Annotated in this window: 18 protein-coding genes; 9 read left to right on the plus strand and 9 right to left on the minus strand. The window is 45.8% G+C overall.

What is annotated here, in order from left to right:
* The first annotated feature begins 1 nt into the window (after nt 1).
* The 8 genes from ACMCM8_RS03255 (at nt 2) to mutT (ending at nt 9,671) form a co-directional block, all read left to right on the plus strand.
* Nucleotides 2–976: a D-alanine--D-alanine ligase gene (locus tag ACMCM8_RS03255; RefSeq protein ID WP_412725416.1), complete on the plus strand. Its 975-nt coding sequence runs from the start codon at nt 2–4 to the stop codon at nt 974–976.
* A gap of 65 nt (nt 977–1,041) precedes the next feature.
* On the plus strand, nt 1,042–1,746 hold the full coding sequence (locus ACMCM8_RS03260) for a cell division protein FtsQ/DivIB (RefSeq protein ID WP_412727602.1): 705 nt from the start codon (nt 1,042–1,044) through the stop codon (nt 1,744–1,746).
* 7 nt (nt 1,747–1,753) lie between these two features.
* Nucleotides 1,754–2,983, plus strand: a complete 1,230-nt coding sequence (gene ftsA, locus ACMCM8_RS03265) for a cell division protein FtsA (RefSeq protein ID WP_412725418.1) — start codon at nt 1,754–1,756, stop codon at nt 2,981–2,983.
* A gap of 108 nt (nt 2,984–3,091) precedes the next feature.
* A complete protein-coding gene (ftsZ, locus tag ACMCM8_RS03270; RefSeq protein ID WP_412725420.1) occupies nt 3,092–4,258 on the plus strand; it encodes a cell division protein FtsZ in 1,167 nt (388 codons plus the stop codon).
* 225 nt (nt 4,259–4,483) lie between these two features.
* The gene (gene lpxC / locus ACMCM8_RS03275; RefSeq protein WP_412725422.1) at nt 4,484–5,395 is read left to right on the plus strand and encodes a UDP-3-O-acyl-N-acetylglucosamine deacetylase; all 912 of its coding nucleotides are present in this window, start codon (nt 4,484–4,486) and stop codon (nt 5,393–5,395) included.
* A gap of 176 nt (nt 5,396–5,571) precedes the next feature.
* Nucleotides 5,572–6,450: a M23 family metallopeptidase gene (locus tag ACMCM8_RS03280; RefSeq protein WP_412725424.1), complete on the plus strand. Its 879-nt coding sequence runs from the start codon at nt 5,572–5,574 to the stop codon at nt 6,448–6,450.
* 123 nt (nt 6,451–6,573) lie between these two features.
* Nucleotides 6,574–9,282, plus strand: a complete 2,709-nt coding sequence (gene secA, locus ACMCM8_RS03285) for a preprotein translocase subunit SecA (RefSeq protein ID WP_412725426.1) — start codon at nt 6,574–6,576, stop codon at nt 9,280–9,282.
* Complete coding sequence (gene mutT / locus ACMCM8_RS03290) at nt 9,282–9,671, plus strand: 8-oxo-dGTP diphosphatase MutT (RefSeq protein ID WP_412725428.1); 390 nt, start codon at nt 9,282–9,284, stop codon at nt 9,669–9,671. The genes secA and mutT overlap by 1 nt, the downstream gene beginning before the upstream one ends.
* A gap of 130 nt (nt 9,672–9,801) precedes the next feature.
* Here mutT and ACMCM8_RS03295 read toward each other — a convergent pair whose 3' ends face one another.
* From ACMCM8_RS03295 to ACMCM8_RS03335, 9 genes are all read right to left on the minus strand, one after another.
* A complete protein-coding gene (locus ACMCM8_RS03295; RefSeq protein WP_412725430.1) occupies nt 9,802–10,674 on the minus strand; it encodes an aspartoacylase in 873 nt (290 codons plus the stop codon).
* A 216-nt stretch (nt 10,675–10,890) separates the two neighbouring features.
* On the minus strand, nt 10,891–11,118 hold the full coding sequence (gene yacG / locus ACMCM8_RS03300) for a DNA gyrase inhibitor YacG (protein WP_412725432.1): 228 nt from the start codon (nt 11,116–11,118) through the stop codon (nt 10,891–10,893).
* Nucleotides 11,119–11,162: 44 nt separating this feature from the next.
* Nucleotides 11,163–11,915 (minus strand): cell division protein ZapD, encoded by a 753-nt coding sequence (zapD, locus tag ACMCM8_RS03305; RefSeq protein WP_412725434.1) that lies wholly within the window; start codon nt 11,913–11,915, stop codon nt 11,163–11,165.
* Nucleotides 11,916–12,106: 191 nt separating this feature from the next.
* Nucleotides 12,107–12,724, minus strand: a complete 618-nt coding sequence (gene coaE, locus ACMCM8_RS03310; protein WP_412725436.1) for a dephospho-CoA kinase — start codon at nt 12,722–12,724, stop codon at nt 12,107–12,109.
* A 34-nt stretch (nt 12,725–12,758) separates the two neighbouring features.
* Nucleotides 12,759–13,652: a prepilin peptidase gene (locus ACMCM8_RS03315; protein WP_412725438.1), complete on the minus strand. Its 894-nt coding sequence runs from the start codon at nt 13,650–13,652 to the stop codon at nt 12,759–12,761.
* Between the two features lie 81 nt (nt 13,653–13,733).
* Nucleotides 13,734–14,942 carry a type II secretion system F family protein gene (locus tag ACMCM8_RS03320; RefSeq protein WP_412725440.1) on the minus strand — a complete coding sequence of 403 codons (1,209 nt, stop codon included), beginning with the start codon at nt 14,940–14,942 and terminating at the stop codon, nt 13,734–13,736.
* Nucleotides 14,943–15,105: 163 nt separating this feature from the next.
* Nucleotides 15,106–15,528, minus strand: coding sequence for a pilin (locus ACMCM8_RS03325; protein WP_412725442.1), 423 nt, complete (start codon nt 15,526–15,528; stop codon nt 15,106–15,108).
* Nucleotides 15,529–15,914: 386 nt separating this feature from the next.
* Entirely contained in the window at nt 15,915–16,769 is an 855-nt protein-coding gene (gene nadC, locus ACMCM8_RS03330; RefSeq protein WP_412727604.1) for a carboxylating nicotinate-nucleotide diphosphorylase, read from the minus strand.
* 19 nt (nt 16,770–16,788) lie between these two features.
* Nucleotides 16,789–17,307 carry a retropepsin-like aspartic protease family protein gene (locus tag ACMCM8_RS03335; protein WP_412725444.1) on the minus strand — a complete coding sequence of 173 codons (519 nt, stop codon included), beginning with the start codon at nt 17,305–17,307 and terminating at the stop codon, nt 16,789–16,791.
* Nucleotides 17,308–17,475: 168 nt separating this feature from the next.
* Between ACMCM8_RS03335 and ampD the strand changes: the two genes are divergently transcribed.
* On the plus strand, nt 17,476–18,024 hold the full coding sequence (gene ampD / locus ACMCM8_RS03340) for a 1,6-anhydro-N-acetylmuramyl-L-alanine amidase AmpD (protein WP_412725446.1): 549 nt from the start codon (nt 17,476–17,478) through the stop codon (nt 18,022–18,024).
* Nucleotides 18,025–18,027: the final 3 nt, after the last annotated feature.

The following is an 18,027-nucleotide window of genomic DNA, read 5'->3' on the forward strand; positions in this document are numbered from 1 at the left end:
TATGTCAACGCCTATCGTAAGTACTCACTCTCCTCAGGAGTATGGCAAAGTAGCAGTGCTACTTGGTGGCGATTCTGCCGAACGGGAAGTGTCGCTTAATTCGGGTAACGCTGTGCTTAGTGCTTTACTGCGCCAAGGAGTAGATGCGTTCGCATTTGACCCTTCACAGCGGCCATTAACAGATTTACTCGCATTGAATGTTGATCGCGCTCTTATTATGTTGCACGGCAGAGGGGGAGAAGACGGCTCAATGCAAGGGGCATTGCAGTTCTTAAAAATTCCCTATACCGGCAGTCGCGTTTTAGGTTCAGCACTTGCTATGGACAAAATTCATACAAAGCAAGTGTGGCAAAGTTTGGGGTTGCCTACAGCAAAATATGAAATTGCTGATAAAAGGCACTTTGAAGCTGGTAAGTGCAGCGCTATAATGGATAAATTGGGGAATGAAGTCATGGTAAAACCGGCCAGAGAAGGGTCGAGTATTGGCATGGCGAGAGTGACAAGCGCTAAACAACTCGAAACTGCCATTCAGGACGCCTTTAAATACGATAATCAAGTCCTGTTAGAGCAGTACATAGACGGCCCTGAATTTACTGTTTCTGTGTTACAGGGACAGGCATTGCCGTCTATTCGCATGTCTACTCCACACACGTTCTACGATTATGCTGCGAAATATCAGGATAATACGACCGAATATTATTGCCCCAGTGGTTTGTCTGATGAGCAGGAAGCTCAGTTAGCGAAACTCGCTTCTCGAGCATTCGATGCTATCTCAGGCAGCGGCTGGGGAAGAGTTGATGTTATGCAAGATAGCCAGCGGCAGTTCTATTTGCTGGAAGCAAACACAGTACCTGGCATGACGGAAAAAAGTTTAGTGCCTAAAGCGGCGAAAGTGGCAGGGTTAAGTTTTGATGAACTGGTATTACGTATCCTGTCGACCAGTTTTGACGACGCGATTGACACGGACAGGACATAGGCGTGGCAGAGCCAAAAGCGAAACCGACCACGGGCGAGTTAGCGCCAGCAAAAAATAAACGCGCAATGTGGGTTGGCGTGGCCTTTTTGTTGTTGGTGTTGAGCGGTTTAGTATTTGGCGGCATGAAAGCTAACCAGTATTTGTACGATGAACAGCAAATGCCGGTACAGGTTATCGATTTTTCTGGTGAGTATCAGCATATCGATATTACCAAATTAGAGCGATTGATTCGCAAAGCTCAGCCCGGTAGCTTTTTCGCGCTAGACGTCAATGAAGTGTTCGAATTGGTGGAAGCGCAGAGCTGGGTATATCGCGCATCGGTTCGCAAAAAGTGGCCAAATACATTAAAAATCTATTTGGTTGAGCAACAGCCCGTTGCTAAATGGAACGAAGATTTACTTTTAAACCCTTATGGGGATACCTTCAACGATGAAGGTGTTAAGCTGGATTTACCCAGACTGTACGGCCCAGGTGGTAGTGAGAGAACTGCACTGGAAGGCTACAACGCCATGCATGCATTAATTGCTACAACAAATATGGCGATTGATGAATTGTCGCTCAGCGAGCGATTTGCCTGGCAGGTACAGCTGAAAAACGGCATTAAATTGAATTTAGGGCGTCAGGAGTTTATCGATAGATTACAACGATTTATTGATGTATATCCGCTGCTGGCGCAACAAGAGAAGGCGGTGAAATACGTCGACCTTCGTTATGACACGGGGGTTGCCGTTGGCTGGAAGGACGACAACACCACAGATGAAGAGAGCTAAGGAAACCATGTCAAAACTTGCTGAACGCAATTTGATTGTAGGACTAGATATCGGCACCAGCCAAGTGAAGGCTGTGGTGGGTGAATTACTAGAAGACGATCAAATCAGTATCGTTGGCGTGGGCACACATGCCTCTAAAGGTATGGATAAAGGCGGCGTTAACGATTTGAATTTAGTTGTAAAATCGGTACAGCGCGCGGTAAACGAAATGGAATTAATGGCAGACTGTCGAGTGTCATCGGTATTCATGTCCATTTCTGGCCGCCACGTAAAATGTCAAAATGAAAATGGCATGGTGCCGATCAACAATCAGGAAGTGACACAGGAAGACGTGGATAATGTGATCCATGCTGCGCGCAGTGTGCCAATTGCTGCAGAACGACGTTTACTTCATGTGTTGCCGCAAGAGTTTACTATTGATGTGCAAGAGGGGATTAAAAACCCCATTGGCATGTCAGGCGTTCGCATGGAAGCCGATGCCCATATCATCACCTGTGCGGATGATATGGCCAAAAATATGGTGAAATGTGTTGAACGCTGTGAGCTAAATGCCGATCAGCTTATTTTCTCGGCGCTGGCTTCAAGTTATGCTGTGCTGACTGATGACGAGCGTGAATTAGGTGTTTGTGTAGTAGATATCGGTGGTGGAACCATGGATATGGTGATTTACACTGACGGTGCTATTCGCCATACTGCTGTGATCCCCGTTGCGGGCAATCAAATTACCAGCGATATCGCAAAAATATTTAGAACGCCAATCAGTAATGCAGAGGAAATTAAAGTTAATTATGCCTGTGCATTAAAAGATATGGTAAGTATGGAAGACAGTATCGAAGTGCCCAGTGTGGGTGGACGTCCAGCTAGAGTGATGTCTCGTCATACATTGGCCGAAGTCATAGAGCCTCGATACCAGGAACTGTTTGAACTGGTTCACGATGAAATTCGTGCCAGTGGTCTGGAAGAGCAAATTGCTGCGGGTCTCGTACTCACAGGTGGTACCGCAAAAATGGAAGGTGCTGTGGAGTTTGCCGAAGAGCTGTTCCAGATGCCCGTGCGCGTGGGCAAACCCATCAACGTAAAAGGCTTGTCTGAATATGTTGATGACGCTGGATTTGCAACGGTCGTAGGACTGCTGCAATACGGCAAAGTACAATCTGATAATAAGAAATCCAGTACGCAAAAGACCGGTGAGAGTTTGTTTCAACGGGTGCAAAGCTGGTTTAAAGGTGAATTTTAATTTTATTTGGGGGCGCTATCGTTGGGGTAATGTGGTTAGCAGGATGCAATTAACCTATTGACATGACCTGACGTAGTGTTGATAAAGACGTACAACCGGAGAGTAAGTATGTTCGAATTAATGGATAGTCACGGCGAAGAAGCCGTAATCAAAGTCATCGGTGTTGGTGGCGGTGGCGGTAATGCCGTTGAACACATGGTGTCTCAAAGTATTGAAGGCGTGGAGTTCATTGCGGTGAACACCGACGCTCAGGTGCTGCGTAGTTCACATGCTGATGTCACTTTGCAAATCGGATCAAGTGTGACTAAGGGCTTGGGGGCAGGTGCCGATCCAAATATTGGTCGCGAAGCCGCACAAGAAGATAGAGAAACCATTCGTCAGGCATTAGACGGCGCCGATATGGTTTTCATCACCGCAGGTATGGGTGGTGGCACTGGTACAGGTGCAGCGCCTGAAGTGGCTAAGATTGCTCGTGAAATGGGTATTCTTACAGTGGCTGTTGTGACTAAACCTTTTCCTTTCGAAGGTAAAAAGCGTACGTCGTTTGCCGAACAAGGCATTGTTGAATTGTCGAACAACGTAGACTCGTTAATCACTATCCCCAATGAAAAGCTGTTAAAAGTGATGGGTCCAGGTACACCACTTCTTCAAGCATTCAGTGCAGCAAATGATGTATTACGTGGTGCTGTTCAGGGTATTGCTGAGCTAATTACTCGCCCTGGTCTTATCAACGTCGACTTTGCTGACGTACGAACTGTTATGTCGGAAATGGGTAAAGCGATGATGGGTAGTGGTGCAGCAAGTGGCCCTGACCGTGCAGAAGAAGCAGCAGAAGCAGCTATCGCCAGCCCACTTCTAGAAGATATCGATTTGTCAGGTGCGCGCGGCATTCTTGTGAATATCACCGCTGGCCCAGACTTCGCAATCGACGAGTTCGAAACTGTGGGTAATGCGGTTAAAGCGTTTGCTTCAGAGAACGCTACTGTGGTTGTGGGAACGGTTATCGATATGGAAATGACCGACGAACTACGTGTTACTGTAGTTGCAACGGGAATTGGCGCAGAGCGTAAACCAGATATTTCTTTGGTAAGCTCTGAAGGTTCTCGTCTGACACAACCTGCGAAAGAGTATGGCACAGTTCACACTGGCGAATCTCGCTCTGCGGTTGGCGGTACAGAAGGCAATCAAGCCCTTAAAGCAGATGACAGTGCTCAGCCGGATAACGATTTGGAATATCTCGATATTCCTGCGTTCTTGCGCAAGCAAGCTGACTGATCGCGCTCGGTGAAAGTAGGGAATTATTATACACATTTGTGGTCTCACTCATTGAGTAAGATGTCACGAAAGGCAGTTAACTAGGTTAATTTACCGCGCTGAGGCGTGTACAAATTGAAAAGTTATGTAAATTTGCCAGAGGTCTTACTGGGGCTGTTTTGACATGTGAGTGATAACTCACTATAATTCTCGACCGCTTTTTTTTAAGGGTAAAAGCTAAAGCAGATGATTAAACAACGTACAATCAAGCATCCGGTTCAGGAAACTGGTATTGGGCTACATAAAGGGGAAAAGGTCACAATGACTCTCCGACCTGCGCCTGCTAACACGGGAATCGTGTTTAGGCGTGTTGACCTTGAACCTCATGTTGACATTCTCTCCCGTGCAAACGCGGTAGGGAATACCATGCTGTGTACGTGTTTAAATAATGAAGACGGTGTGACTATTCAAACGGTAGAACACTTGGCGTCTGCTTTAGCCGGATTAGGCATCGATAACATCATCATTGAAGTCGACAGTAACGAGCTGCCAATTATGGATGGAAGTGCAAGCCCGTTCGTATTTTTACTTCAATCTGCGGGTATCGAAGAGCTTAATGCGCCTAAACAATTTATTCGAATTAAAAAGCCTGTTCGCGTAGAAGATGGCGACAAATGGGCAGAGCTTGTTCCGTATGACGGCTTCCGCGTTGATTTCCAAATTGATTTTGACCACCCAGTGATCAGTCAAACCCGTCAACATATGGTGATGGACTTTGACTCATGCTCGTATGTAAATGAGGTGAGTAGAGCACGTACATTTGGTTTCATGCGCGACTTAGAGTACATGAATGCGAATAATCTCGCGCTTGGTGGTAGCATGGAAAATGCGGTCGCACTTGACGAATTTCGGGTATTGAATCCTGAAGGCCTGCGTTACGACGACGAATTTTTAAAGCACAAAATCCTAGACGCTATTGGCGATCTGTACTTGGGCGGACATAGCCTAATCGGTGAATTGCGTGCATATAAAACCGGGCACGGCCTTAACAACAAGCTTCTGAATGCTGTTTTGGCGCAGAAAGATTGCTGGGAGTACGTGACATACGACTCGCAGGAAACTGCCCCAATTCGTTACGCTCAGCCAGTCTTAGCATAAGAATTTTAAAAAGCCGCCTAACGGGCGGCTTTTTTTCGTAATGGCAAATACTGAAATTAATGATACAGTAGCCAAAATAATGAGATAAATTTCACTCTAGCGGCATAAAAACGTATTTTGGCCTCGGCCAAAACAACATAAAACGCTGGTGTGAAAAGAACACTTTTCTTCGTGGTATGAAACTTACAATTACACTAACTGGAAAAAATAAACGTTACCGGCACAGCATCAGTGTTCGTACACTGGTGAGCGCGACCGTGCTCTCGTCTATTTTTATGTTAGTGTCGAGCCGGTCGACAGAATCTGTATCTGAAGATATTGCCCGCGTTCGTTTAGCGCAGACCGAAGTGAACAACACGCAAACGGATGTTGAAGCGCTCAAGCAAGAAACCACAAATAAACTTCAAGCTTTACTTTCTCATGTGGCTGAGTTGTCAGCTCAAGCCAATTTACTTGATGAGAAAGGGAAGCAAATTGCAACAGAATTAGGTATGTCAGCGGCTGACCTGGACGCTTTCGTACCGGTATCGATGCCGGATAACCTCCAAGACTCTCCCATTCTTCACGAAATAGCCAAGCTCGAGCAATCTCTTGATTTAAAGTCTCAACAACTGTCTATGCTTGAAAGTTTGGTTAGGGGTCACCATATCCACGAACAGAGTCAATTATCTGGTCGTCCGATAGAATCGGGATGGTTGTCGTCTTATTTTGGTATGCGCGCCGACCCATTTACTAGCAAACAAACCATGCACAAAGGCTTGGATTTTGCGGGTGAAGCTGGGGAAAACGTTATTGCAACAGCAGCAGGTATTGTGACCTGGGCTGGCGAACGTTATGGCTATGGCCAACTAGTAGAAATTGATCACGGTGACGGTTTTGTAACCCGGTATGGGCACAATGAAACGCTCACTGTTTCAATAGGTGATGTGGTTACCAAAGGGGAACCCATTGCCACTATGGGCAGCACCGGTCGCTCGACGGGTGTACATGTTCACTACGAAGTAATAAGAAACGGTAAACAAGTCGATCCTCTACCTTACGTTTATAAAAAATAAATCGGGTAGCAGCCAGGTAAGTAATTCATCGTAAAACACCGCGTTTTATAATGCTGTGTTTTTAGTTTAATTGAGCTGTGCACATTGTGCGGCGTCTCGACAAGTAGTGGAATAAAAAAGCTAATGTTTGCAAGCATCCTTCGAAAAGTATTCGGCAGTAGAAACGACCGATTATTAAAAAAATTACGTAAAAACGTAGATGCCATCAATGCACTGGAAGCAGAGTATGAAAAGCTTTCTGATGAGGCGCTAAAAGCGAAAACGGATGAATTTAAGGCCCGCCTAGAAAAAGGCGAAACCTTAGATGATATTCTAAACGAAGCGTTTGCTACTGTGCGTGAAGCCAGTAAGCGCGTATATGGCATGCGCCACTTTGATGTGCAGATGTTGGGTGGGCAAGTGCTTCATCAAGGCAAAATATCTGAAATGCGCACAGGTGAAGGTAAAACCCTTACTGCGACATTACCGACATACTTAAACGCGTTGTCAGGCAAAGGGGTTCACGTGGTCACAGTGAATGACTACCTGGCCCGTCGTGATGCCGAGTGGAGTAACCAGCTTTTCACTTATTTAGGCATGCGGGTTGGTTGTAACGTACCAGGTATGTCACCACAGCAGAAGCGCGAAGCGTATCAAGCAGATGTCACATACGGGACTAACAACGAATTTGGTTTCGATTATCTGCGCGATAACATGGCGTTTAGCCCACAAGACAGAGTTCAGCGCCCGTTAAATTACGCTGTAGTGGATGAAGTAGATTCAATTCTAATTGACGAAGCCCGTACGCCGCTAATTATTTCCGGCCAGGCAGAAGACAGTTCTGAGCTTTATCGTCGCATTAATACCATCATTCCAAAGCTAGTCCAGCAAGACAAAGAAGATGAAGAAGGTCAGGAAGGTGATGGTGATTACACTATCGACTTAAAGGCAAAGCAGATTCACCTTACAGAGCATGGTCAAATTCACGTTGAAGAAATTTTGCAACAGGAAGGCTTACTACCTGAAAACGAATCGCTGTTTGACGCAGGTAACATTTCACTTCTTCACCATATCAACGCAGCATTGCGCGCGCACAAACTATTTTCAAAAGACGTTGATTACATCGTAAAAGAAGATCAGATTGTCATAGTTGATGAGCATACAGGTCGTACGATGGAAGGGCGTCGTTGGTCTGAAGGCCTGCATCAGGCAGTAGAAGCGAAAGAAGGGGTTCGTATTCAAAACGAAAACCAGACTCTGGCATCTATCACGTTCCAGAACTATTTCCGCTTGTACAACAAACTCGCGGGTATGACGGGTACCGCAGATACAGAAGCATTCGAATTTAACCATATTTACGGTTTGGAGACGGTGGTCATTCCGACTAACCGTCCTATGCAGCGCAAAGACATGGCCGATCTCATCTATCTGACGGCAGAAGAGAAGTACGAAGCCATCGTTGAAGACATCAAAGCCTGTGTTAAGCGCGGTCAGCCTACCTTGGTAGGTACGGTATCCATCGAAAACTCTGAGCTGATTTCTCGCATTCTTAAAAAGTCGAAAATTCCGCACAAGGTACTTAACGCTAAATTCCACGAACAGGAAGCCGACATTGTTGCGCAGGCGGGTAAACCTGGTGCCGTTACTATTGCCACCAACATGGCAGGCCGTGGTACGGATATTGTACTAGGCGGTAACTGGCAAGCCGAGCTTGAAAAGATTGAAAACCCAACCCAAGCGCAAATAGATAAAGTGAAAGCCGCGTGGAAAGAAAGCCACGATGCCGTGCTCGCTGCGGGTGGTTTACATATTATTGGTACTGAGCGTCACGAATCTCGCCGTATCGACAATCAGCTACGCGGTCGTTCAGGTCGACAAGGTGATCCCGGTTCAAGCCGTTTTTACCTGTCACTGGATGATGCCCTTATGCGTATCTTTGCCTCTGAAAAAATGGGCAACATGATGAAGCGTTTGGGAATGGAGCGCGGTGAAGCTATTGAACACCCGTGGGTAACACGCGCAATCGAAAACGCGCAGCGCAAGGTTGAAGGTCGCAACTTTGATATTCGTAAACAATTGCTTGAATACGATGATGTAGCAAACGATCAGCGTAAAGTTATTTACGAGCAGCGTAATGAATTGCTTGATGAAGGCGATATTAGCGAAACGATTGCCGCTATTCGCGAAGATGTTATCAGCGGAGTCGTAGACGAGTACATTCCTCCCCAGTCTCTGGAAGAAATGTGGGATGTGAAGGGTCTGGAAGAGCGCCTAAAAGCAGACTTCGCGGTAGATTTACCAATACAGACATGGCTTGAAAACGACGACAAGTTATATGAAGAAAAGCTCCGTGAGCGTATTCTGGGCGATGTGATCGAGGCTTATCAAGCGAAAGAAACTATTGTGGGCGAACAAGTGCTGCGTCAGTTTGAAAAGGCAGTCATGCTACAAAACCTCGATAGTCACTGGAAGGAACACCTTGCAGCGATGGATCACTTACGTCAAGGTATCCACCTTCGCGGTTATGCACAAAAGAATCCTAAGCAAGAATATAAGCGCGAGTCCTTTGCCTTGTTCTCTCAAATGCTTGAAGCCCTCAAAGTAGAAGTCATCACTATTTTGTCACGCGTAAAAGTACAGGCTGAAGAAGATGTGCAGAAGGTAGAAGAGCAACGTCGTCAGGCAGATGATGTGCCTAAGCATTTTGAACATGAAGACGCATCAGCCACGCCGGAAGCGGCAAGTGATAAAGTACGTACGCAGGTGCGTGAAGGGGCTAAAGTGGGACGTAACGACCCATGCCCGTGTGGTTCTGGCAAAAAATACAAGCAGTGCCACGGTAAATTGAAGTAATGAAAGTGGTACATGTCGCTGTGGGTGTTATTGCCCGCGGCGATGAGATATTCATTACTCTTCGCCCTGACGACGTCCATCAGGGCGGTAAGTGGGAATTTCCCGGTGGTAAAGTCGAGCCTACGGAAACCGTGCTTGATGCGCTCAAAAGAGAGCTTGATGAAGAAATTGGGATTGAAGTAGGCGACACTGAGCCTGTTATTGTCATCACACATGATTATGGCGATAAAGTGGTAAAACTGGATGTGCATCGGGTCACCGAGTTTGACGGTGAACCTCATGGCAAGGAAGGACAGCTATCCCGTTGGGTAGCCGTATCTAAGCTGGTTGACGCAGACTTTCCCGATGCGAATGTCCCTATCATACGCGCGCTACAAAACCACTCATAACGTATTAGAAAGCGGTATATCCATACCGCTTTTTTACAACAACGAAATTCAGTAGACCTTCAAATAACCGCTTTGACTAAACGGCGAAGAATCTCGCTGCGTACCTCTTCAGCAAACAACAGGCCCGGAATTACAGTACAATTCTTTGCGCCGTTGCAAACGCGACGTCAAGCTTAAAGTAGGCCGCTTCGTTAATAAAATGCGGGTAAGTCGTGCTTTCGCCTTGCCAGGTAATGTCATGACCGTCAAAGGTGCGAAATATTGGCATGCCTGGCAGCAAAGGCTCGAAGTCTTTGTCCTGTAAGGCGTGATGGATCATCGCTGTGCGCTTGCCCGCTTCATCTAATGGAAAGGTAATATTTTCCCCCAGTCTGAAGACTTCACATTCGGGTAACTGTACCGTCGCTAGGGTACCGTTATTGAATGCTACACAAAAATCGAGCACTGCTTCCGCCATCGCTTCTGTCAGTAAATACACGTCTTCGCGCAATACGCCTTGAGGCTGACCACCTACTTCAATCATGACGCCTCGCTTACCTGTCGTGCATAAATAGGCGTGCTCAAGATAGGGCTTTTCATCTTCAAGTAGGATATTGGCTTCGGGCATCTGGTGTTTTACGTAGCGCGCGAGACTGATATGAAACTCATCGGCTTCTAGAATAATCAGAGTCGCACCCATTGCGCTGGTAGTATTGTGAATATCAATCACGAAATCGGTATTTGACTCACCTTTGGGACCAAACTTTTGATTGAGCGTCTGTGCCAGCAGTGCTTCTTTTGCATTATTGGGTGTCGCCAGTCGCTCAAAGGTAAACTGGCGATTGAGATCTTCATCGATAAATCTGACATTGGCATCAATCGCTGCCTGATTGGCAATATTTAACGAGACATTAAGTTCATCAAATCGCGTTGGCAAACCGAAATCTTGCCAGTTTCGAATAAGCTGAATACCACTGGTTTCATTGCCGTGGGTACCTCCGATGAGCGCGATAGAATTAACCATCAAGATTCCTTTTTAAAAAGTAAGTTCGCTAAACAAGGGTGAGTGTGATTATTGATTAGGCCATGTAAGATGACGCCAATACCATACGCAAAACATACTACACTAGACAAGTCAGGGCGAAAATACATCGAATTAAATATTCGATATACGGTGAAGGGACGCCTTCTAGCATCGTGAAAAGCCAGGGCGCATTACAACAAGAATACGGTCAAAGGATTAGTGCTTAAAGAAGTCTTCACTCTGTTGGGCAAGCATTGCTTCTATCTCTTCAACATCGATGTGTTTAGGCGTCGCGTCTTCGGCGGGTTTACCCGCTATCTTTCTGTCTTCTGCGGCCCATTCACCTAAATCGATAAGCTGGCACTTTTTACTGCAAAAAGGACGGTACTGACTGTCCTTGGACCATACGACTTGTTTTGAACAGATTGGACACTTTACTTCCACATTAGACTCCAATGCACCATGGTTATTAATTAATAGGGGGGGAATTAACAGGCGGCAAGTTGAAATTGAATATCACTTTCCATAGCACCCGTTTGCCCATCTTCAGGAGCAAATTGCATAAAGCGTAGGGCATAGCGGTATTTGTTGCCACTGAGGGTAGGGTAGTATCCTTGATCCACGCGACACTTTACTCGGATAAGTTCGTTTTTATCTTCCGCCGCACCTTGGTAAAAACCGTTTTCCGCCACAACAGCAATAAACTGCCCTCGCTCGCGAATAAAAGACAAACTCACCGTAATGGCATCGTCAAGTAAACTGAGAGTGTCGAGCCATTGCGCTATGTCCGATTGACGCTGGTCGAGCGGTTGCTGTAACCAAAAATGCAGATTAGGTAAATCAAAACTGCACGCTCCTCCAGGTATGGCAAATCGTTGGCGGATCGCACTTAACAGTTTGTCATCTTTTAATGAACTGCTGAAACGTCTATCGGTTTTCAGCTTTTGTTTTAAGGTTAGCACCGTTTTTAGCGCATGCTCTAGGGCAGTGCTATCTATTTTGGGGTGCTTAGACCAGTACACCAAGTTCTTTTCGTGGGCATCGAGATCTTTGCTGAGATCAGATCTGAGATCGAGCCGCTCGATTAAATCTAACAGAGCAAATAGCTGCTCAAAAAACACCAGTTGCAGATGGGTATGGTCCGCTTTAGCGGTAATTTTAAGTTGCCCAAGCAGCTGTTCTACGCGTAAATAGTTGCGTACTTTTTCCTTTAGAGGAAATTCAAAAACAGCATTACTCATGGATATCCTTAAAACACATAAACTTAAGGCTAGAGCCTAATGCATCGGCGTGTGTAAGCCAAGTGCTAGAAGCAATCTAATGGTAAGTTTGACGTTATTTGGTCAAAAAAGTTTCAAAATCGCCGCGGCACTTGACACCTTTCATTATTATCGCGCCCTTTTGAATTATGTGCTCAACGGGCTACTAATACCTAAATGCCGTCAAGCTTAGCGAGTAGCTTTTGGTGTAATTGTTCTACTTGTTTCACTAAATTTTCAAGACTGGTACTGTTGTCCAGTACTTCGTCAGCGGCGTTTAAACGCGCTTCGCGACTTGCTTGAGTGGCCATAATATTTTTTATCGTTGTTACGGAGCTACCATCCCGCTTCATTGCTCTGGTTAATTGCATGTCTTCAGGACAGTCCACTACCACGACGAGGTCACACATACTGGTTAACTTATTCTCAATCAGCAGTGGAACCGAGAGTATGCAGTACGGACTGGTAGATTGGTTTATCAGCGACACCATTCGTGCGCGAATAAGTGGGTGAAGTAGATTGTTTAACCAATCTTTGTGCTGTGGGTTGGCAAAGACCTGATCTCTTAGGGCGGCGCGATTTAGGCTTCCATCTTTCAATAGGATGGCTTGGCCAAAATGTTCCGCTATGCGTCTTAGGCCTTCAGTGCCAATGGCGACCACATCACGCGCAACCTCGTCGGCATCGACAACGTCGATGCCTAGGGTTTCAAAACAGCTAGAGGCTGCTGACTTACCACTGCCAATTCCGCCGGTTAACCCTACTACATAGTGACTGTTATTTGTTTTCATCAAACACTTATAGTTGTTGTTTAACTCAATGTGGTCATAGTACTAAATTTAAGTACGCCAAGATAATACTGTCTTTGTATAACAAGGTTATCCACCCGGCCACAGCTAGGTAGGGGCCAAAAGGAATGGCCAGTGATTTACCTTTGTTTTGGATAAACATGATAAGAAGCCCTGCGACTGCCCCCACAAATGACGACAACAATATGACAACGGGGAGCCCTTGCCACCCGATAAACGCACCAAGCGCGCCTAGTAGTTTGAAGTCGCCGTACCCCATACCTTCTTTGCCAGTGGCTAATTTAAACAACCAATACACCGACCACAGGCTTAAATAGCCCGCTGCAGCACCAATAATGGCATCCGTTGTACCAATAAATACTTCTTGTGTACTTAGCAGTAACCCTAACCATAGCAGGGGAAGGGTAAGCTGGTCAGGCAGTAACATTTTGTCCAAGTCAATAAAGAGCAAGGCAATCAATACATAGGTAAATAATACCGCCCAAAGCGCTTGAGGCGTCACACCAAACCGGAATGCCGCAAAAGTGCATGCAATGGCGGTCAGTAATTCAACAAAGGGGTAACGTATTGAAATGGGCGCTTCACAGCTAGCACATTTGCCCTTTAATACAAGATAGCTTAGCAGGGGAATATTCTCCCAAGCGCGTATGCGGTGACCACATTGCGGGCACGTACTATCAGGCTTTACCAGGTTAAACGGCTCAATTTGGACATTCGTTGTGGGAATGTCATTATTGTTTTCAGTGTCGCCAAAGTAGTGTTGAAATTCGTTTTTCCAGCTTCGCTCCATCATGATAGGTAGCCTGTAAATTACAACATTTAAAAAGCTACCTACCATTAGGCTAACTACAAACACGGCACCATAGAAAAAGGCGGGATAAATTTGACTAAGCGTTACTATTGCTTCCATGGATAGCTGAATTCTTCAATTATTGTTATAGGAGGTTCACCCTTTAAACGATACAGGCGAAGTGCTCATTGTTGCGCTAATTTATACCACGTTACCCATCTGGAATATAGGGAGGTACATGGCCACAATTAAGCCCCCAATAACCACACCAAGTACAGCCATTATCATGGGCTCTAATAAGCTGGTTAAACCATCTACCATGTCGTCAACTTCGGCTTCGTAAATGGTTGCGATCTTACTTAACATTTCATCTACTGCGCCAGACTCTTCACCAATAGCGATCATTTGCGTCACCATATCAGGGAATACCTGTGTGGCTCGCATGGCGATATACATGGGCATGCCTCCCGCCACTTCCTTGCGTATATATAAAATGGCTTCGCGATAAACGGCATTACCTGATGCGCCCGCAGCTGATTCCAAAGCGCCGATAAGGGGGACCCCTGCTGCGAATGTGGTGGCCAGAGTGCGGGTAAATCGGGCAATACTGGCTTTTTTTAGTATTTCTCCAATAACCGGTACTTTTAGTAAGTTTCTGTCTACTTTGTCACGCAGCTTTTGGCTTCTCTTGTAGGTGCGCATAAACATATATCCAGCGCCGCCCAATCCTATTGCTATAAAAATTCCGTAGTCTTGTACAAATCGGGAAATGGCTAAAACAAATTGGGTGAAGGCGGGAAGTTCAGCACCAAAACTACTGAAGATTTCCTCAAATTGGGGTACCACAAAGATCAAAAGAATGGTGGTTACAATGAACGCTACCACAAGTACCGCAATCGGGTAAAACATGGCCTTTTTAATTTTAGACTTTAACGCCTCCGCCTTTTCCTTGTAGGTGGCGATCCTGTCGTAAATGGTTTCCAAGGCACCCGATTGTTCACCGGTATAAACCAAGTCGCAATATAGATCGTCGAAATAAAGCGGGTGCTTGCGCAACGCCGAAGACAATGGGTTACCTGATTTTACTTCGTCTGTTATTTCACTCAGCAGTTTTCGCATGCTGGGTTTACCATGGCCTTGCGCAATCATTTCTAATGATTGAATAAGTGTTACCCCAGCGCCCAGCATAGTGGCAATTTGGCGCGAAATGACGGAGATGTCAGCAGGTGTAATTTTCTGACCACCGCCGAATAAAGGCTTAGCCAATTTTTTAACGCGATTGGCTGAAATACCTTGTCGCCGTAACAGATTTTTAGCTTCAGCCAAAGAAGTGGCTGATATTTCACCTTTGCGGGATTGACCGTGTCTGTCTTTACCTTGCCACGTGAATGTAATTGCCGATTTAGCCATTGCACCAACTATGTGTAATTAGAATATATTGACCTTTGCGCCTCGTTCAATCCAATAGTTATTTGGAATAAACGAAAAATGTAACGCAAAGGTCACTACGTTCTAGTGAGTCGTAAGAACAAAAAGCCCAGTAAAAACTGGGCTTTTTGTGTAAAAGACTGGATTAGCAAAGTGTTGCTGGTGTACAAGCAGTACCCCATCTGATACGACCTTCTTCGATGTTAGGTGTCATAACATAAGTAGCTGCGTTAGCACCGTCAGTCAGACCAGAATTACCTGAAGCTGTTGCTGTGATCACACCGTCAGCGGTTGTTACACCAACGGTATCAGCGTCAGCGGCGATGGTAACAGGAACACCGTTTGCTCCTTGGTCACAGGCAGTAATGTCAGACGTTGATGCATAGCAGATTTCTACGGCAGTTTTTGCTGCTGCAGTTGCGTTAGTCACTTCTGTGAATTTCGCTTTTTGCGTGTAGTTTTGGTAAGCAGGAAGCGCGATAGCGGCAAGAATACCGATAATTGCAACAACGATCATTAGTTCGATTAAGGTGAAGCCCTTTTGTTTTTTAGTACTCATGTTCATCATGGTTTTCTCCGGGACGTGTATAACACGTTAAGTTTAAATGTAATTCAAATTGACGTTTATACCAGAGCCGTTCACAACGTCCCGGGTACTTGATTTTCAGTATAGAATCTTTCCTCAACGTGACAAGTATTCGGGGATATACCTATGTCTGACTTTGTCAGTATCAGGTGCAGTTACTCGCCCCGAGAGCGCTATATCATTGAACTTTAGTGTAATCGATTCTCACTGGTTGAACGTATGGCAGAGCATACACAGGCAGAAACACAGAAGAACGGATAAGAGTGAGAAGCATGACCTAGATGGTCGTTAACAATGCGGCAAAACGAAGTGATGACGACAAGGCGTGAACTGCCCACTTAACGTTGACAGTTCACTAAAGAATAACCCTACTCTAGAGTAATTCGCAAAGACAAGTCAATGGCTTGTACGTGTTTTGTCAATGCACCTGAAGAGATATAATCAACCCCTAGTTTCGATAGCGATGTTAACCGTTCCTCAGTAATGTTACCTGATACTTCCAGTTTACATTGCCCCTTGTTGAGCGCTACTGCCTGTTGGATCTGTTCATTGCTAAAGTTGTCCAGCATGACGATATCTGCGCCTGCCAATAGCGCTTGTTGTAGTTCATCGAGGTTTTCTACTTCCACTTCCACAGGCTTGTCAGGCATGGTTTCACGGGCGCGTTTTACCGCGTTCTCAATACCACCGCAGGAAAAGATATGATTCTCTTTGATAAGGAAAGCATCAAAGAGACCAACCCGATGATTTTGGCCACCGCCACAACGCACGGCGTACTTTTGCGCAAGTCGTAAACCGGGCAGTGTTTTTCGCGTGTCTAAAATTTTAGTGTTGCTATTGGCGAGAAGGGCTGCATATGACGCAGTAACGGTTGCGGTGCCTGAGAGGGTTTGAAGGAAATTTAGTGCAGTCCGCTCAGCGGTGAGGATCCCTTGTGCAGCACCAGTTAAACTAACTAGTGTGGTATTGGCTTCGACTTTGTCTCCATCTTTCACGTGCCAGGTAAGAGATATAGAATCATCGATTAATGCAAATGCTTGGTTAACCCAGGCTACACCACAAATTACGCACGGCTCACGGGTAATAATAGTTGCACTCGCGTTTACCTTGCTATCAATCAGATTGGCGGTGATATCTAACGATGCATTGAGCTCTCCGCCTAGGTCTTCTTTAAGTGCCGCCGATACTTGTTCGCGTATCGCTAGCATGTCTGGTGATGTCATCTTCATCGCTATTGTCTTATTAAAGGGTACGCAATATTAACCAATCTCCGCGCTGAGTAAACTCTAATTGGCGCAGAACACTCATTCCGAGCAAAATATGGTCGTCTTTCATTCCGGGGTTTAAATTTGCTTTAACATCACGCACTACAATATCGCCAATGCGGAGTGTATCTATGGTTGACTGCGCTACGCGAACTACGCCATTTGCAGTACTCGCCAGTCCTTGGCGACCAGCTTGCAGCTGAAGTCGTCCTGCCAAGTGGGCGGGAACGGCCACATCGGTTGCACCGGTATCGACCAGAAAGACCACTTCCTCACCATTAATATAACCGGTAGTTACGTAATGGCCTTGGCGATTTTGCTTTAAGCGCACCTCAGTTTGTGAGCCAATACGCTGTGATTGTGGTTCGCTATTGGGGTTAATTTGCTTCTCCAATAGCCCTGAGAAAACGTAGACTAATAAACCGAACCCGCAAATCCAGGCAAGTGCGACCATCCATTTCCCCGTCGATTGTGCAGAGTCTTGCTGCTCATTCATGTTTAAAACCTCTTTTCTGCCCAACGGTTTAGGGCTGTCACATCAACCTTCAGTAGGTTAGTTTTTACGCGCACTTCTCAATATTGGACTGTGCAGATGTCTTGCAATGTTAAGTGCTGAGATGTCACACTTTAAAACATGTAGTCGAACAATGAAAAATCAATTGTTATGGTGCTTTTCGAGAAAGCCACATTTATACCCAGTCCACACTATGACGCCAGGCCGGAAAGTGAGAGCATCGATTTATTGGTGATCCACAATATTTCACTGCCTCCTAGTCAGTTCGGTACGTCTGGTATTCGCGATTTATTTACCGGTAAGTTGGACCCAGATGGCCACCCATTTTATAAAGAGATTGCAGGGCTTCGGGTATCAGCACACTGTGTTATCTACCGCACCGGAGAAATCGAGCAGTTTGTTCCTTTTGAACACAGAGCGTGGCACGCAGGGGTGTCTTGTTTTCAAGGTCGCCATCGATGTAATGACTATTCTATTGGTATTGAGTTGGAGGGAACAGACTCCTTGCCGTACACTGATGCTCAGTACGACGCGTTGAAGCAGGTATGTGAATTTATTATTAAGCGCTATCCTCGGATCACTTTAGGGCGTATTGTAGGCCATAATGATATAGCACCGGGCAGAAAAACTGACCCCGGACACGCTTTTGATTGGGCAAGGTTTAGAACAGGTTTGAAGCACGTATTAGGTGCTAGATAAGGA

The sequence above is a fragment of the Alteromonas sp. D210916BOD_24 genome (genome assembly GCF_047159385.1).
GTDB lineage: Bacteria > Pseudomonadota > Gammaproteobacteria > Enterobacterales > Alteromonadaceae > Alteromonas.

Bases quoted from the DNA above. Each gene is read 5' to 3' on its own strand.
- ftsZ (WP_412725420.1), top strand. From the start codon at position 3,092: ATGTTCGAATTAATGGATAGTCACGGCGAAGAAGCCGTAATCAAAGTC.
- nadC (WP_412727604.1), bottom strand. From the start codon at position 16,769: ATGACATCACCAGACATGCTAGCGATACGCGAACAAGTATCGGCGGCA.
- mutT (WP_412725428.1), top strand. From the start codon at position 9,282: ATGAAAGTGGTACATGTCGCTGTGGGTGTTATTGCCCGCGGCGATGAG.
- ACMCM8_RS03315 (WP_412725438.1), bottom strand. From the start codon at position 13,652: ATGGAAGCAATAGTAACGCTTAGTCAAATTTATCCCGCCTTTTTCTAT.
- ACMCM8_RS03280 (WP_412725424.1), top strand. From the start codon at position 5,572: ATGAAACTTACAATTACACTAACTGGAAAAAATAAACGTTACCGGCAC.
- ACMCM8_RS03260 (WP_412727602.1), top strand. From the start codon at position 1,042: ATGTGGGTTGGCGTGGCCTTTTTGTTGTTGGTGTTGAGCGGTTTAGTA.
- coaE (WP_412725436.1), bottom strand. From the start codon at position 12,724: ATGAAAACAAATAACAGTCACTATGTAGTAGGGTTAACCGGCGGAATT.
- ftsA (WP_412725418.1), top strand. From the start codon at position 1,754: ATGTCAAAACTTGCTGAACGCAATTTGATTGTAGGACTAGATATCGGC.
- ampD (WP_412725446.1), top strand. From the start codon at position 17,476: ATGGTGCTTTTCGAGAAAGCCACATTTATACCCAGTCCACACTATGAC.
- ACMCM8_RS03320 (WP_412725440.1), bottom strand. From the start codon at position 14,942: ATGGCTAAATCGGCAATTACATTCACGTGGCAAGGTAAAGACAGACAC.
- lpxC (WP_412725422.1), top strand. From the start codon at position 4,484: ATGATTAAACAACGTACAATCAAGCATCCGGTTCAGGAAACTGGTATT.
- zapD (WP_412725434.1), bottom strand. From the start codon at position 11,915: ATGAGTAATGCTGTTTTTGAATTTCCTCTAAAGGAAAAAGTACGCAAC.
- ACMCM8_RS03255 (WP_412725416.1), top strand. From the start codon at position 2: ATGTCAACGCCTATCGTAAGTACTCACTCTCCTCAGGAGTATGGCAAA.
- ACMCM8_RS03335 (WP_412725444.1), bottom strand. From the start codon at position 17,307: ATGAATGAGCAGCAAGACTCTGCACAATCGACGGGGAAATGGATGGTC.
- ACMCM8_RS03325 (WP_412725442.1), bottom strand. From the start codon at position 15,528: ATGATGAACATGAGTACTAAAAAACAAAAGGGCTTCACCTTAATCGAA.
- secA (WP_412725426.1), top strand. From the start codon at position 6,574: ATGTTTGCAAGCATCCTTCGAAAAGTATTCGGCAGTAGAAACGACCGA.
- ACMCM8_RS03295 (WP_412725430.1), bottom strand. From the start codon at position 10,674: ATGGTTAATTCTATCGCGCTCATCGGAGGTACCCACGGCAATGAAACC.